Source organism: Pseudomonas sp. PSPC3-2 (assembly GCF_049897085.1).
Taxonomy (GTDB): Bacteria; Pseudomonadota; Gammaproteobacteria; order Pseudomonadales; family Pseudomonadaceae; genus Aquipseudomonas; species Aquipseudomonas paraveronii.
This window is the reverse complement of the sequence record NZ_JAFCVO010000005.1, coordinates 187,552-202,621: the sequence shown is the minus strand read 5'-3', so window position 1 is coordinate 202,621 and position 15,070 is coordinate 187,552. Positions and strand designations below refer to the sequence as shown.

The window sequence follows — 15,070 nt, the reverse complement described above, 5'->3', positions numbered from 1 at the left end:
GGTGCAAGAGCTGCACATATTTGTGGCAGGGAGTGGGTGGGGTGGTATCGGTTTGGTGGGGGCTGGGTGGGGAATCACCTCGGTTTTTTTATTCTGATTATTGCGCGCTCGTGTTTACGCCGCTGTTCAATGGCAACCATTACCTTTCCGCGCATGTGGCGAAGTTCTACGCATTTGGCACGCATTTCCCGGTGGCGTTTGCTGCGAAGTAGCAGCAGGCCGAGTACCGGCCAAAAGAAGCATTCGGCGTAAATGAATGGGCTCGGTGAAAAATGAAAACCTGGCACAGCAACCAACAGGCAGGCGATGAAAAGGCCATACATGCCCCAGACCCACTTAGGTCGCCCGTAGGCGATCATGAAATTGCAATGGGCGATAAACCAGGCCAGGACCACGCCGGCACTTTTAGCAACCGCGTTCGATAACGATGGAAAATAATAGTTTTCCACCAGCACAACAACAGAAGAACTGCCGAAGATGCCCGCTAAAATTACGCCGATAAACACGGGAAAGTAGCGCAAAAGAAAAGGGCGCACCGGTATGAGAGGTTTCCGTCCGAGAAGTCTCACTCTGATATATCCTCATACAGCCCAACCGCGACGATACGTATGTTCCCGAACAGTAAGTTGTCGGGAATGAGGCAACGCTCCCAATTAATCAAAGCAAAATCACCTTTTTTGTAGCCTGTCAGCAATTTTTCGTATCCGTTTTCGCCTAAAACGAAGTTCAACAAGCTTCCCACGCATCTCACGATGACGCTTGCTGTTGAGAATCAGCAGACCAAGCAATGGCCAAAACAGACTTTCGGCATAGATGAACAGATGAGGGTAATAACGAATGGCCGGAAGAGCGGTAACCAGACAGGCTCCAAAATAGACAACCATGACCCACACCCAGTCTCGTCGCCCACGGACAATCATAATGTTGCTAAGACTCAAGGCGCATGCCAGAACGACACATGCCCACCACGCTACTTGTGCCGAAATAGCTAAAGAAATGGCTTTGAGATAGTAATTTTGCACTACCACCACTACGGAAGATCCAGCAAAAATGCTTGAAAAAATCCCCCCGAGAAACACGGGTAAGTAACGTTTTAGAAAAGGGCGTATAGGTATGAGAGGTCTCACACATTACCTCGATTTCTTTATTCTGATTATTGCGCGCTCGTGTTTACGCCGCTTTTCAATGGCCACCATTACCTTCCCGCGCATATGGCGAAGTTCTACGCATTTGGCACGCATTTCCCGGTGGCGTTTGCTGCGAAGCAGCAGCAGGCCGAGTACCGGCCAAAAGAAGCATTCAGCGTAAATGAATGGGTTCGGTGAAAAATGAAAACCTGGCACAGCGACCAACAGGCAGGCGATGAAAAGGCCATACATGCCCCAGACCCACTTAGGTCGCCCGTAGGCGATCATGAAATTGCAGAGCGTGATAAAGAGAGCTAACACCCTCCCGATATTTTCAGCAGCAGCATTCGTTAACGATGGGAAATAGTAGTTTTCCACCAGCACGACAAGAGTAGCAGTGCCGAAAAGACTCGAAAAAATTACGCCGATAAACACAGGAAAGTAGCGCAAAAGAAAAGGGCGTATCGGTATGAGAGGTTTCCGTCCGAGAAGTCTCACTCTGATATATCCTCATACAGCCCAACCGCGATAATCCGGATGTTCCCGGACCGCACGCTGCCAGCAACGCCCAACGCCGCGCCAAGGGCATCGAGCATCTGCAAGATGGTCCCATTTCTTACTTCTGCCGAGGTGTAGCGCTTGGGCATATCTCCAGCCAGTTGTTTGAGTTTGATCATTTTTCGAGTCATCTCCGGATGGTTGATGCTCAGTAACTCCTTAGTGAGCTTTACCCGTTCTTGCCGATTCAAGCCTTTGAGTACCTGGTGCGTGTTTTTCCCCGTTGTCTTTTTAAGCGTATTGACGAGTCGGATTGTCGACATTGCTGCTGTACCAGCGCTTAACAACGAAGCCGCATCCAGCCCGGCCATTAAGGCCTGATGCCATTGATCGCTGTCCATGGCGTCGTTAAGGGCAGGGTCATTAATTTCATTTCTAGTCCGGCGAATGCCAATCCAGCATTGAGCAGTGCTGGCTGACGCGCCTACGACGCTAATCGCAGCCGCTACGCCGGTAGTCCCAAACGTAAACGGACTCAACCCTAACCCACCCGCTATCACCAACCAACTAATCACCGCCGAAGTACACGCCAACCCCATATTCACCGCCTCAAACGCCACCTGCGAGTCTCGCGGTTCATTCGCCAGTTGCCGAGCGAACTCCACCCGCCCGACATAGCTGGGCGCCTCGCGCAAAATCACATTCTTCGGCGCGATACTGCAAATCGGCTGAAATTCACGCAGCACAACCATCCGTAGCTGCGCGTCGAGGTACACCACGCCGGCACCGACGATGGCCGGATCAGCATCAATCGCCGCAAATAACTTGCGCAGATCAATGCTGTTTTCCAACCACTGCCGCGTCATGTAATTGGAACTGAGGAAACCGTCTCTGAATACGCTGGAAGTCATCCCTTTACTCCTGAGGTTCACAAGAGCGCAGAGGGTAAAGACTGCCTCCCCCCGAAAAATGTCAGAAGTTTCGCTTTATCCGGACAGATACTTCCTGATCGTGATGCAGCACCTTGTAAGCCATATCCCGAATAAGAAAAAGTACGCCCCGCGCCACTTCCGGCGCACACCAAAACAGGGAGCGACAATGGCAACTGACATGTTTTTGAAGTTGGGGGACATCAAGGGCGAGTCCAAAGACCAAGCCCATCGCGACGAAATCGAGATCAGCCGATGGGGCTGGGGCATGTCCCAGACCGGTTCCATGCATACCGGTAGCGGAGGTGGTGCCGGCAAGGTCAATATCGAAAACCTGTCCATCTCCAAGGTCATGGACAAGTCTTCACCCAACCTGATGATGGCCTGCTCCACCGGCAAGCATTACCCGGAGGCGCGGTTGGTGGTGCGCAAGGCCGGTGGCAGCAATGCCGTGGAGTATCTGGTGATCACGCTGAAGGAAGTCATGGTCACGTCCTACCAAACCGACGCGGTGACCAGCAGCGATGTACTGACTGAGGTGATAGCCCTGAACTTCGCCACGGTCGAAGTCAGCTACCAGCCGCAAAAGTCCGACGGCGGCAAGGACGGCGGCGCGGTCAAGTACGGCTGGAACATTCGCCAGAACGTCAAAGTCTGAAACCGCGCGCCGAGGCTACAGCCCGGCCTTGGCCGCCTCCCGCAACCGCCGCACTTCGACCAACTTGCTCACCATCGACCGATAACCCTTACTGTTGATCAGCAGCAACCCGAGCAATGGCCAGAACAGGCTTTCACTGTAGATAAACCAGTGCGGCCGGTAGTGCAGCGTCGGCAGGACCACCAGCAGGCACGTCGTAAAAAACGCTACCATCCCCCACACCGCCCAGGCTCGGCCGCGCACCACCAAAAAGTTGCTGTTGGCCACGAACAGTGCAGCCGCTATCACCACGAACCAGGACACGCTGGCATTGGTGGCCATGGGCACGTCGGCGAAATAGGTGCTGGCCGCCAGGGAAATCGCCGCAGAACCGCCGAGACAACCGGCGAGAATCACCCCTATAAACGCGGGAAAATGTTCCAGCAAAAACGGTTTCAACGACGGAACACCACTCATCACTCGGCCTCTTCGTACAAGCCAATCGCGAAGGTCTTGGCCTGTTCGTAGTTATCCGAACGCTTCAAGCCCCAGACGCTCAGCCCCGCACTGAAGGCATCGCCCAATTGGACGTAGGTGGCGTGCTTGAGCTGGGTCGGCGTAAAGCGTTTAGGCAACTCGCCGCTCAGTTGCAGCAGCTTGCGCATCTTGTTCGACATTTGCGGGTCGGCCACTTTCAGCAGCTCTTTGGTGAGTTTCTCCCGCTCCTGCCCGTTCAGACCTTTCAGCACCTGACGCATGCTTTTGCCTGTGGCCGCACGAGCGACGTTGACCAGCTTGACTGTCGTCAACGCCGATGCGCCGACGCCGACCAAGGCGGCACCGTCGAGAATCTTGGTCGCCGCTTGGTACCACTCTTCGTTATCCAGGTAATCGTTCATCGCCGGGTTGACGATTTCGTTGCGTGTACGGAACCCACCGACCAGGCACGACACGGTGCTGGCCGAGGCAGCGGTATAGCCGATGGCCGTCACGACCGTGCTGGCTCCGGCGGTAAACGGGATGGCGATGGTGCCGCTCAACACCACCAGCCAGCCAATGACCGCGCCGCCGCAGGACAAGGTGGTGTTGAAGGCTTCACTCACCAATCGCGATTCGCGTGGGTTGTTCAGCACTTGGTCGGCGAACTGTGCCGGGGCGATGTATTTCTGCGCTTCGCGCACAATGATGCGCTTGGGTCGAATGCTGCAGATCGGTTTGAACTCGCGCAGGGTCACGACGTTGAAGTCGGCGTCGATATACACCACGCCAGCGCCGACGATGCCAGGGTCGGCGTCGATGATGGCAAACAGCCGGGGCAGGTTGACTTCACTCTCGATGCGCTGGCGCGCCATGAACTGCGAGCGGTTAGAGTCCATGCCGATGTTGAGCAGGGGGTTGCTCATGGGGGGTGTTCTTCCTTGAAAAGTTGGGGACAGGACTGACGCTATCGGGGGCAAGCTCCCTCCCACATTTTGAATGTATTCACACATCTAATGTGGGAGGGGCGGTGCGACTTGCTCCCGATGGCGATTTAATGGGCGCCACCTTAACAAACAGGCTACCCACCGGCTAGAAAGCAAAACGCCAGCACGAGGCTGGCGTTTGGCATATTCAGGCTGCGATCAACGCGGCACCACCGGCTTGCGGGCTGGCTTGCCGCCCTTACCCTTGGCCGCATCAGTGCGTTCCTTGGCGGCCTGTTTGTTGCGCACCATGGCCGCAGCCTTGGCTTGTTCGCGCTTGTCCCAGGGGTTGCTGCCGTCGCTGCCACGGGGCGGCAGGCCGGTGTGTTGGGTGAGGATCTTGGTGGTGGTTTCCTTCGCGACCTTGTGGCTGCCGGCCGGCGTCGAGTTTTTGCGACGCGCACTCTGGTAGCTGTCGGTGGCCGGCTGGTGCAACGGGATCAGTTGATCCTTGCCCGGCCCGATCAGGTCGGCGCGGCCCATACGGGTCAGCGCTTCACGCAGCATCGGCCAGCCTTTCGGATCGTGGTAGCGCAGGAACGCCTTGTGCAGGCGGCGCTGTTCTTCGCTCTTGACGATGGTCACCGATTCGCTCTTGTAGCTGACCTTGCGCAGCGGGTTCTTGCCCGAGTGGTACATCGCGGTGGCGGTGGCCATCGGCGACGGGTAGAACGCCTGCACCTGGTCGGCGCGGAAGCCGTTGCCCTTGAGCCACAGGGCCAGGTTCATCATGTCTTCATCGGTGGTGCCGGGGTGGGCGGCGATGAAGTACGGGATCAGGTACTGTTCCTTGCCCGCTTCCTTGGTGTACTTCTCGAACATGCGCTTGAACTTGTCATAGCTGCCAATGCCCGGCTTCATCATCTGGTTGAGCGGACCTTCCTCGGTGTGTTCCGGGGCGATCTTCAGGTAACCACCGACGTGGTGGGTGACCAGCTCCTTCACATACTCCGGCGACTCAACGGCCAGGTCGTAGCGCAGGCCGGAAGCGATCAGGATTTTCTTCACACCCGGCAACGCACGGGCGCTGCGGTACAGCTGGATCAGCGACGAGTGGTCGGTGTTCAGGTTCGGGCAGATACCTGGGAACACGCACGACGGCTTACGGCACGCGGATTCGATTTCCGGGCTCTTGCAGGCGATACGGTACATGTTCGCGGTCGGGCCGCCGAGGTCGGAAATCACGCCAGTGAAGCCCGGGACCTTGTCGCGGATTTCTTCGATTTCGCGAATGATCGACTCTTCGGAGCGATTCTGGATGATCCGGCCTTCGTGCTCGGTGATCGAGCAGAAGGTGCAGCCGCCGAAACAGCCACGCATGATGTTCACCGAGAAACGGATCATGTCGTAGGCCGGGATTTTTTCCTTGCCATACACCGGGTGCGGGACACGCGCGTAAGGCATGCCAAACACGTAGTCCATTTCTTCGGTGGTCATCGGAATGGGCGGCGGGTTGAACCACACGTCCACTTCACCGTGCTTCTGCACCAGGGCGCGGGCGTTGCCCGGGTTGGTTTCCAGATGCAACACGCGGTTCGCGTGGGCATAGAGCACCGCGTCGCCACGGACTTTTTCCACCGATGGCAGGCGGATCACGGTCTTGTCGCGGGTCATGCGCGGGCTGGCCAATATCTGCACGACCTTGGCTTCTTCCGGGTCATCGACCGGGCCCTTTTCCTGCTCGATGGCGCAGGCCTGGGTGTCCTGGGTGTTCACATACGGGTTGATGATCTTGTCGACCTTGCCCGGCCGGTCGATACGCGTGGAGTCCACTTCGTACCAGCCCGCCGGCGTATCACGGCGAATGAACGCGGTGCCGCGCACGTCGGTGATGTCTTCGATCTTGTGGCCCCACGACAGGCGTTGGGCCACCTCGACGATGGCACGCTCGGCGTTGCCGTACAGCAGGATGTCGGCGGCGGCGTCGATCAGGATCGAGTTGCGCACCCGGTCCTGCCAGTAGTCGTAGTGGGCGATGCGGCGCAAGGACGCTTCGATGCCACCGAGGACAATCGGCACGTTCTTGTAGGCTTCCTTACACCGCTGGCTGTACACCAGGCTCGCGCGGTCCGGGCGTTTGCCGGCCATGCCGCCTGGGGTGTAGGCGTCGTCGGAGCGGATTTTCTTGTCGGCGGTGTAGCGGTTGATCATCGAGTCCATGTTGCCGGCCGCGACGCCGAAGAACAGGTTCGGCTCGCCGAGCTTCATGAAGTCGTCTTTGGACTGCCAGTTGGGCTGGGCAATGATCCCGACGCGAAAGCCCTGGGACTCCAGCAGCCGGCCGATGATTGCCATGCCGAACGACGGATGGTCAACGTAGGCATCACCGGTGACGATGATGATGTCGCAGGAATCCCAGCCAAGCTGATCCATCTCCTCCCTGCTCATCGGCAGGAATGGCGCAGGACCGAAACATTCGGCCCAATACTTGGGATAGTCAAATAACGGCTTGGCTGTTTGCATGACGGTGACCGGTGTTGAGATGAAAAATCGCGGGCGCGGAATATAGCACAAATTTTAACCAATTCCGACCTTTGCAGTAGGAATTAGAAAAGGCGCTTTTACTCGTCGTCGAAGTTATAGCTGCCCGGCGCAAGGTTTTCGAAACGGGTGTATTTGCCGATAAAGGCCAGGCGCGTGGTGCCGATGGGGCCGTTACGCTGCTTACCGATGATGATTTCAGCGATGCCCTTATGCTCGGTTTCCGGGTGATAGACCTCATCGCGGTAAACGAACATGATCACGTCAGCATCCTGCTCGATCGCTCCGGATTCCCGCAAGTCGGAGTTGATCGGGCGCTTGTTCGGCCGTTGCTCCAGGGAACGGTTGAGCTGCGACAGGGCAACCACCGGGCAGTTGAATTCCTTGGCCAAGGCTTTCAACGAGCGGGAAATCTCGGAAATCTCGTTGGTACGGCTGTCGCCACTGGAACCCGGGATCTGCATCAACTGCAGGTAGTCGATCATGATCAGGCCGATATCGCCGTGCTCACGCACCAGGCGACGGGTACGTGCGCGCATTTCCGAGGGACTGATACCCGCGGTGTCATCGATAAACAGCTTGCGGTCGTTGAGCAGGTTGACGGCCGAGGTCAGGCGCGGCCAATCGTCGTCTTCCAGACGACCGGCACGCACCTTGGTCTGGTCGATACGCCCCAGGGACGACAACATCCGCATGATCAGCGATTCGCCTGGCATCTCCAGCGAGTAGACCAGTACGGCCTTTTCGCTGCGCAGTACGGCGTTCTCCACCAGGTTCATCGCAAAGGTGGTTTTACCCATGGATGGACGGCCGGCGACGATGATCAGGTCAGACGGTTGCAGGCCGCTGGTCATGCCATCGAGGTCGGTGTAGCCGGTGGACAGGCCGGTGATGGCGTTGTCGGTGTTGAACAGGGTATCGATCCGGTCGATGGCCTTGGTCAACAGGTCGTTGACGCTGACCGGGCCGCCGGTTTTCGGGCGGGCTTCGGCGATCTGGAAAATCTGCCGTTCGGCTTCGTCGAGAATTTCTTCAGCGGTGCGGCCTTCCGGGTTGAAGGCACTGTCAGCGATCTCGGTGGCGATACCGATCAATTGCCGCAGCGTGGCCCGCGCACGGACGATCTGCGCATAGGCCTTGATGTTGGCAACCGACGGCGTGTTTTTCGCCAGTTCGCCCAGGTAGCCCAGGCCGCCGACTTGTGAAGTATGGCCTTCCTTGTCCAGTTGCTCGGCCAGCGTCACCACGTCGATCGGTGAGTTCTGGTCGGCCAGCCGGGCAATGGCGCGGAAGATCAAGCGGTGGTCATGCCGATAGAAATCACCGTCCGAGACTTGATCCAGCACGCGTTCCCAGGCGTTGTTGTCCAGCATCAAACCACCGAGCACGGCCTGTTCGGCCTCGATGGAATGCGGCGGCACCTTAAGGGCAGCGGTTTGCAGATCGTATTGCTCAGGAGCTGAAATATCGTTCATGGCCACTTGGAATTAGGGGGTGTGTAAAAAAACAAAAGGCACGACCTGTAAACAGGATCGTGCCCGATGTTAACCGCCTGGCACGCGAGGTGCCAGTCAGTTAGGTGTTGCTTAAGCTGCTACCACGACAACGCGTACGGTGGCTTCAACTTCAGCGTGCAGATGCACGGCTACGTCGAACTCACCTACGTTGCGGATGGTGCCGTTCGGCAGACGAACTTCGCTTTTCGCAACTTCAACGCCGGAGGCGGTCAGTGCGTCAGCGATGTCGTGGGTGCCGATCGAACCGAACAGCTTGCCTTCGTCACCGGCGGTGGCAGTGATAGTCACTTCCAGCTCAGCCAGTTGGGCAGCGCGAGTTTCGGCCGAAGCTTTTTTGTCTGCTGCTGCTTTTTCCAGGTCAGCACGACGCTCTTCAAACGCAGCCAGGTTGGCAGCGGTTGCAGCGGTGGCTTTGCCGTATGGCAGCAGGTAGTTACGACCGTAGCCGGCCTTAACGTTTACTTTGTCGCCCAGGTTGCCCAGGTTGGCGACTTTTTCCAGAAGGATCAGTTGCATGTGAAAATCCTCTAACTTTTAACCTTCACCGTTCGCGTTATCGGCGTCTTTGGACGCGAGACGACCGCGAATATCAATCAGGCTATCGACAATGGCCAAGACCACGAATAACGGACCGATCAAGTGCATGAGCGGCAAGACCGTGACGTAAAACCCCACCAGCCAGAAACTGGCCAATTTTTTCTGCGCGACCAGTCCATGCAGCAAAGACAGCCCAGCGAAGAACAGCGGCACACTGCACAGCGGCAACAGGATCAAGGCGTTCCACCCGATAAGCGGAGCAACACACATGACGGCCAGCAGTGACAGCGCAACGCGCTTGGGGATTCGGATTGCGCGAAACTCGCGTCCGAAACCACCGGGGTTATACAACAACGCCTGCCAGTAGCGCCCAAGAATCAGGCACAACACACTAAAGATCTGCAACGAAACCGCCGTCGAAATGATCATCAGTGGGACCGTCAGTGAAGCGAGAACTGCTTTCTGGTCTGCCGAGAGTTTCTCGTAAGACTCACCCATCACCAGCGGCATAACGTGTTGAAACGTCTGCGCCAATGATTCGATGAAGGAACCGAATACGGTTCCCAGACTCACCGCACACAACAATCCCACGGCCGTGCTGACCAGCAGCACGCGATTCCAGGAGTAACCGGCGCGTAAAACCAACGCCAGACCGCAAGTCCCGAGCAGCACCAAAAGGGCCGTTGGATCTTGCAGGAAGTGCCAGCTCACCAACACTGACAACACGCCTACACCCAGGACGCTCAAGGCGTCCGAACCGCGCCGCAGCAGCACAAGGCAAACCGCGGCGGCACTCAACCAAAACAACAACGGCAACACTGCAGCTCCAGCCACTACCAGAGTGGCCTGCACACGACCGCGCATGATGAACTCAGCTAAGGCGCGCATGCATTCAATCCCTTACTACTTGTCGACTGCCCGGTCTCAGCGGCCGTGGCTGTCGGTGTAGGCCAGCAGGGCCAGGAAGCGGGCGCGCTTGATAGCGGTGGCCAGCTGACGCTGATAACGTGCTTTGGTACCGGTGATACGGCTTGGAACGATTTTGCCGGTCTCGGATACGTAGGCTTTCAGAGTGTTGAGATCTTTGTAATCGATCTCTTTCACGTCTTCAGCGGTGAAGCGGCAGAATTTACGACGACGGAAGAAACGTGCCATTTGATAGGCTCCTTAAAAGGTCCGTGGATTACTCGTCAGCGTTATCGCTGTTGTCGCTGTCATCACTATCAGCGCTTTCAGCGCCTTCGTGCTCAGGACGGTCGCGACGCTCACGGCGCTCACTGCGGTTTTCTTCAGCCTTGAGCATCTCGGATTGGCCGGTAACGGCTTCTTCGCGACGGATGACCAGGTTACGGATCACAGCATCGTTGTAGCGGAAGTTGTCTTCCAGCTCGGACAGAGCCTTGCCAGTGCATTCAACGTTCAGCATCACGTAGTGAGCCTTGTGAACATTGTTGATTGCATAGGCCAGTTGACGACGGCCCCAATCTTCCAGACGGTGGATTTTGCCGCCGTCTTCTTCGATCAGCTTGGTGTAACGCTCTACCATGCCGCCGACTTGCTCGCTTTGATCCGGGTGGACCAAAAAGATGATTTCGTAATGACGCATGAATGCTCCTTACGGGTTGTAGCCTGCCGCTCAAAAACGGTCAGACAAGGAGTGAATGACACTTATGGATCTTGCCGCAGGGAGGCACATCGGTGCCTGCCAGGAAGGCAAGGGGCGCAATTGTAGAGAAGGGGGAGGACGGGCGCAAGGTGATTGGTGATTATTTGAACAATCACCCAGACACCTCAAAACAAATGTGGGAGGGTGCTTGCTCCCGATTGCGGTTTATCAGTGACACAATGTGTGACTGCCTTACCGCTATCGGGAGCAAGCACCCTCCCACATTTTGCATCTATGCCAGACTCAAAATTACTTCTTGGTCTTGGCCTTGGCGCCGCGCTGGCGTCGGGCTTCAAACAAGCACACACCCGTCGCAACAGACACATTGAGGCTACTGACGCTACCGGCCATTGGCAGGTGAACCAGATAATCACAATGCTCGCGGGTCAGGCGACGCATGCCTTTGCCTTCGGCGCCCATGATCAGGATGGTCGGGCCGGTGAGGTCTTGGTCATAAATGCTGACCTCCGCCTCCCCCGCCGTACCCACGACCCACAGGCCGCGCTGCTGGAGTTTCTCCAGGGTGCGCGCGAGGTTGGTCACGGCCACCAGCGGAATCACTTCCGCCGCCCCGCACGCGACTTTACGCACAACCGGCGTCAACGTGGCCGACTTGTCCTTGGGCACGATCACCGCCAGCGCACCAGCAGCATCCGCCGAACGCAGGCAGGCGCCGAGATTGTGCGGGTCGGTCACGCCGTCCAGCACCAGCAACAGCGGTGGGCCTTCGGTCCGGTCGAGCAACTCGTCGAGCATGGCCTCGCCCCATACCTGGCTCGGGCTGACATCCGCGACGACGCCTTGGTGAACGCCTTCAACCCACACGTCCATTTCGCGACGCTCGGCCTGGCCGATCGCTACGCGGTTTTCGTTGGCCAACTCGACCAACGCCTGCACGCGCGGCTCGCTGCGACCTTCCGCCAGCCAAACCTGCTTGACGCGTTTAGGGTGATGACGCAGCAGTGCTTCTACGGCGTGGACGCCGTAGATTTTTTCCAGACTCATGACTTGGCCTTAGGTTTACGCGACCCGCCGCTTTTCGCGGGAGCCGAACCCGCTTTGGGCGGGCCTTTACGATGTTTACTGGGCTTGCTCGACGGTTTTTCCGCCCCTTGGGACTTTCCCCCAGACGCCGCTTTACCACCGCTTTTGGCTTCGCTGAGCAACTGCTGCTTCAACTCACGGCTCTTGCGCAGCTCGGCGTTTTTCGCCGCTGCATCGCTCGGGCGGTAGGCTTCAGGGGCCTTGTCCTTGGCAGCCGGACGACGACCAGCCTTCGCCGGCGCAGGCTCGGTGGCGGCAGCTTTCGCAGGAGCACCCTTGCCTTTGGTGGCCGGAGCTGCGGTTTCGCTGCCACGCTTTTTACGGCCGATCGGCGCGGCGATGGTTTTTTCGGCCATCTCGAAGTCGATCTTGCGCTCGTCCAGGTCGACGCGCATCACGCGCACTTCGACGGTGTCGCCCAAGCGGAAGCTGCGACCGGTACGCTCGCCCGCCAGGCGGTGATGCACAGGATCGAAGTGGTAGTAGTCACCCGGCAAGGCGGTGACATGCACCAGGCCCTCGACGTAGATATCGGTCAGTTCGACAAACAGACCAAAGCCGGTCACGGCCGTGATCACGCCTGGGAACGACTCGCCTACGCGGTCTTTCATGAACTCGCACTTGAGCCAGTTCACAACGTCGCGGGTGGCTTCGTCGGCACGGCGCTCGCTCATGGAGCACTGCTCCCCGAGCTGTTCCAGGGCCGCTTCGTCGTATGGATAGATCCGCGCCTTCGGAATGGTCATGGCACCGGCGCGCTTGACGTGCGGGGTGTCCTGCTTGGAGTGGATCACGCTGCGGATCGCGCGGTGCGTGAGCAAGTCCGGGTAACGCCGGATCGGCGACGTGAAGTGGGTGTACGCCTCGTAATTCAGGCCGAAGTGGCCCTGGTTGTCGGCGCTGTACACCGCCTGGCTCAGGGAACGCAGCATCACGGTCTGGATCAGGTGGAAATCCGGACGGTCCTTGATGCTGGCCAGCAGTGCCTGGTAATCCTTCGGCGACGGGCCATCCTTGCCTTTGTGCAGGGACAGGCCGAGCTCGCCGAGGAAGGCGCGCAGTTTTTCCAGACGCTCCGGCGGCGGACCATCATGCACCCGGTACAGCGCAGGAATTTCGTGCTTCTTCAGGAATTCTGCGGTGGCCACGTTGGCCGCCAGCATGCATTCCTCGATCAGCTTGTGCGCGTCGTTGCGGGTGGTCGGGGTGATCTCGGCGATCTTGCGCTCGGAACCGAAAATGATCCGGGTTTCCTGGGTCTCAAAATCGATCGCACCACGCACATGGCGTGCGCCCAGCAACACCTTGTACAGCGCATACAGCTGCTTGAGATGCGGCACCACACCGGCGTATTCAGTACGCAAGGCCTTGGCTTCGCTGGTCTTCGGCGCTTCCAGGATGGTGCTGACCTTGTTGTAGGTCAGGCGCGCCTGGGAGTAGATCACCGCTTCGTAGAACTGGTAGTCGGTCATTTCGCCGGTTTTCGAGATGGTCATCTCGCACACCATGGCCAAACGGTCGACTTTCGGGTTCAGCGAGCACAGGCCGTTGGACAACTGCTCAGGCAGCATCGGGATCACACGCTCAGGAAAGTACACGGAGTTGCCGCGCACCTGAGCTTCGTTATCCAGCGCCGAACCGATCTTCACGTAGCTGGAGACGTCGGCAATCGCCACGTACAACTTCCAGCCACCCGAGAACAGGCGCAGCTTGCCAGGCTTGGCTTCGCAATACACCGCATCGTCGAAGTCGCGGGCGTCTTCGCCGTCGATGGTGACGAACGGCAGATGGCGCAGGTCAATGCGCTTCTCTTTGTCCTTATCTTCGACTTCCGGCTTGAGCTTGGCGGCTTCCTTGAGCACGGCGTCAGGCCACACGTGAGGAATATCGTAGGTGCGCAGCGCGACGTCGATTTCCATGCCCGGCGCCATGTAGTTGCCGACCACTTCGACGATATCGCCCTGGGGCTGGAAGCGCGGGGTTGGCCAGTGAGTGATTTTCACCTCCACGAACTGACCGACCTTGGCGGCGCCATTGCGGCCCGGGGTCACCAGCACTTCCTGCTGGACCTTCGGGTTGTCCGGAATGACGAAGCCGATGCCGCCTTCTTCGAAGTAACGCCCGACGATGGACTCACGGGCACGGGACACTACTTCGACGATCACGCCTTCACGGCGGCCGCGACGGTCCAGGCCCGACACGCGCGCCAACGCACGGTCGCCATCGAACACCAGGCGCATTTGCGCCGGGCTCATGAACAGGTCGTCGCTGCCGTCATCCGGGATCAGGAAGCCGAAGCCGTCACGGTGGCCAGCAATGCGGCCCAGGATCAGGTCGAGCTTGTCCACGGGCGCATACGTGCCACGGCGGGTGTAGATCAACTGAGCATCGCGCTCCATGGCACGCAGGCGGCGGCGCAGGGCTTCGAGCTGGTCTTCGGTGGTCAGACCGAACTCTTCAACCAACTGCTCGCGGCTAGCAGGCGAACCACGATCGGCGAGATGCGCCAGGATCAGTTCGCGGCTAGGAATAGGGTTTTCATATTTTTCCGCTTCACGAGCGGCCTCGGGATCGAGGGACTGCCAATCGGCCATTAGAGAGTTTTCACCTTGTCTATATGTGGGTTAGTTTGGCATACGCGTATTGAAACGGGAAATTTCAGGCGTCAACAAGCGTTTTAAAACACTTTGTAGCCCCCAAGACGCACCTTGCACGACCATTGGCGAAATTTTCCAGGCTTTTTTCATGGCGGGGGTTTACAGTTCAAAAACCACTCCGTATAGTGCGCGCCATCGACGACGGCAACGTTGTTGATGCTGCCCAGGTGGTGAAATTGGTAGACACGCCAGCTTCAGGTGCTGGTGATCGCAAGGTCGTGGAAGTTCGAGTCTTCTCCTGGGCACCAATTTCAAACTCAAGGTTCAACCTTGAGTCTCCCAAAAACCCGCGAAAGCGGGTTTTTGCGTTTCAGGCCTTTGATTTTTAAAGCAAATCCCGATTTATTTTTTTGAATCAGGGGTTTACAGATCAAAAAGCCCGCCGTATAGTTCGCTCCATCGACAGCGGCAACGTTGCTTGATAATGCCCAGGTGGTGAAATTGGTAGACACGCCAGCTTCAGGTGCTGGTGATCGCAAGGTCGTGGAAGTTCGAGTCTTCTCCTGGGCACCAA

Annotated in this window: 16 protein-coding genes and 2 tRNA genes; 3 read left to right on the top strand and 15 right to left on the bottom strand. The window is 57.9% G+C overall.

Going from position 1 to position 15,070, the window contains the following annotated elements; all coding sequences use genetic code 11:
* Positions 1-74 precede the first annotated feature (74 nt).
* The 4 genes from ACP7CJ_RS11045 to ACP7CJ_RS11030 all read right to left on the bottom strand — a co-directional run bounded on the left by ACP7CJ_RS11045 (position 75) and on the right by ACP7CJ_RS11030 (position 2,536).
* A complete protein-coding gene (locus tag ACP7CJ_RS11045; protein WP_426100389.1) occupies positions 75-569 on the bottom strand; it encodes a hypothetical protein in 495 nt (164 codons plus the stop codon).
* Positions 570-668: 99 nt separating this feature from the next.
* Positions 669-1,022, bottom strand: coding sequence for a hypothetical protein (locus ACP7CJ_RS11040; RefSeq protein ID WP_426120556.1), 354 nt, complete (start codon positions 1,020-1,022; stop codon positions 669-671).
* A gap of 108 nt (positions 1,023-1,130) precedes the next feature.
* Positions 1,131-1,625 (bottom strand): hypothetical protein, encoded by a 495-nt coding sequence (locus tag ACP7CJ_RS11035; RefSeq protein WP_276196236.1) that lies wholly within the window; start codon positions 1,623-1,625, stop codon positions 1,131-1,133.
* A complete protein-coding gene (locus ACP7CJ_RS11030) occupies positions 1,622-2,536 on the bottom strand; it encodes an NAD synthetase (protein WP_426100393.1) in 915 nt (304 codons plus the stop codon). The genes ACP7CJ_RS11035 and ACP7CJ_RS11030 overlap by 4 nt, the downstream gene beginning before the upstream one ends.
* A 187-nt stretch (positions 2,537-2,723) precedes the next feature.
* Between ACP7CJ_RS11030 and ACP7CJ_RS11025 the strand changes: the two genes are divergently transcribed.
* Positions 2,724-3,212, top strand: coding sequence for an Hcp family type VI secretion system effector (locus tag ACP7CJ_RS11025; RefSeq protein ID WP_247399627.1), 489 nt, complete (start codon positions 2,724-2,726; stop codon positions 3,210-3,212).
* Between the two features lie 15 nt (positions 3,213-3,227).
* On the opposite strand, the gene ACP7CJ_RS11020 is transcribed toward ACP7CJ_RS11025, so the two are convergent.
* The 10 genes from ACP7CJ_RS11020 to rnr form a co-directional block, all read right to left on the bottom strand.
* Positions 3,228-3,668, bottom strand: coding sequence for a hypothetical protein (locus tag ACP7CJ_RS11020; protein ID WP_426100395.1), 441 nt, complete (start codon positions 3,666-3,668; stop codon positions 3,228-3,230).
* Entirely contained in the window at positions 3,668-4,594 is a 927-nt protein-coding gene (locus ACP7CJ_RS11015; protein WP_426100397.1) for an NAD synthetase, read from the bottom strand. Before ACP7CJ_RS11015 ends, ACP7CJ_RS11020 begins: the two co-directional genes overlap by 1 nt.
* Positions 4,595-4,813: 219 nt before the next feature.
* On the bottom strand, positions 4,814-7,117 hold the full coding sequence (locus tag ACP7CJ_RS11010) for a YgiQ family radical SAM protein (protein WP_276196230.1): 2,304 nt from the start codon (positions 7,115-7,117) through the stop codon (positions 4,814-4,816).
* 98 nt (positions 7,118-7,215) lie between these two features.
* A complete protein-coding gene (dnaB, locus tag ACP7CJ_RS11005) occupies positions 7,216-8,610 on the bottom strand; it encodes a replicative DNA helicase (protein WP_276196228.1) in 1,395 nt (464 codons plus the stop codon).
* 111 nt (positions 8,611-8,721) lie between these two features.
* Complete coding sequence (rplI, locus tag ACP7CJ_RS11000) at positions 8,722-9,168, bottom strand: 50S ribosomal protein L9 (protein WP_247399617.1); 447 nt, start codon at positions 9,166-9,168, stop codon at positions 8,722-8,724.
* Between the two features lie 18 nt (positions 9,169-9,186).
* Positions 9,187-10,077, bottom strand: coding sequence for a hypothetical protein (locus ACP7CJ_RS10995; RefSeq protein WP_276196226.1), 891 nt, complete (start codon positions 10,075-10,077; stop codon positions 9,187-9,189).
* Between the two features lie 36 nt (positions 10,078-10,113).
* A complete protein-coding gene (gene rpsR / locus ACP7CJ_RS10990; protein ID WP_002551829.1) occupies positions 10,114-10,344 on the bottom strand; it encodes a 30S ribosomal protein S18 in 231 nt (76 codons plus the stop codon).
* A 28-nt stretch (positions 10,345-10,372) separates the two neighbouring features.
* Positions 10,373-10,795, bottom strand: coding sequence for a 30S ribosomal protein S6 (gene rpsF, locus ACP7CJ_RS10985; protein ID WP_226505553.1), 423 nt, complete (start codon positions 10,793-10,795; stop codon positions 10,373-10,375).
* Between the two features lie 309 nt (positions 10,796-11,104).
* Positions 11,105-11,860: a 23S rRNA (guanosine(2251)-2'-O)-methyltransferase RlmB gene (gene rlmB, locus ACP7CJ_RS10980; RefSeq protein WP_276196081.1), complete on the bottom strand. Its 756-nt coding sequence runs from the start codon at positions 11,858-11,860 to the stop codon at positions 11,105-11,107.
* Complete coding sequence (gene rnr, locus ACP7CJ_RS10975; RefSeq protein WP_426100399.1) at positions 11,857-14,493, bottom strand: ribonuclease R; 2,637 nt, start codon at positions 14,491-14,493, stop codon at positions 11,857-11,859. The genes rlmB and rnr overlap by 4 nt, the downstream gene beginning before the upstream one ends.
* 224 nt (positions 14,494-14,717) lie before the next feature.
* Here rnr and ACP7CJ_RS10970 point away from each other — a divergent pair.
* Positions 14,718-14,804, top strand: a tRNA-Leu gene (locus tag ACP7CJ_RS10970).
* Between the two features lie 9 nt (positions 14,805-14,813).
* Here the strand turns inward: ACP7CJ_RS10970 and ACP7CJ_RS10965 are convergent.
* On the bottom strand, positions 14,814-15,008 hold the full coding sequence (locus ACP7CJ_RS10965; protein WP_276196078.1) for a hypothetical protein: 195 nt from the start codon (positions 15,006-15,008) through the stop codon (positions 14,814-14,816).
* On the opposite strand from ACP7CJ_RS10965, the gene ACP7CJ_RS10960 reads away from it, so the two are divergent.
* Positions 14,983-15,069: transfer RNA gene (locus ACP7CJ_RS10960), tRNA-Leu, on the top strand. The two genes, ACP7CJ_RS10965 and ACP7CJ_RS10960, sit on opposite strands and share 26 nt — an antisense overlap.
* The last annotated feature ends 1 nt before the right edge of the window (position 15,070 follow it).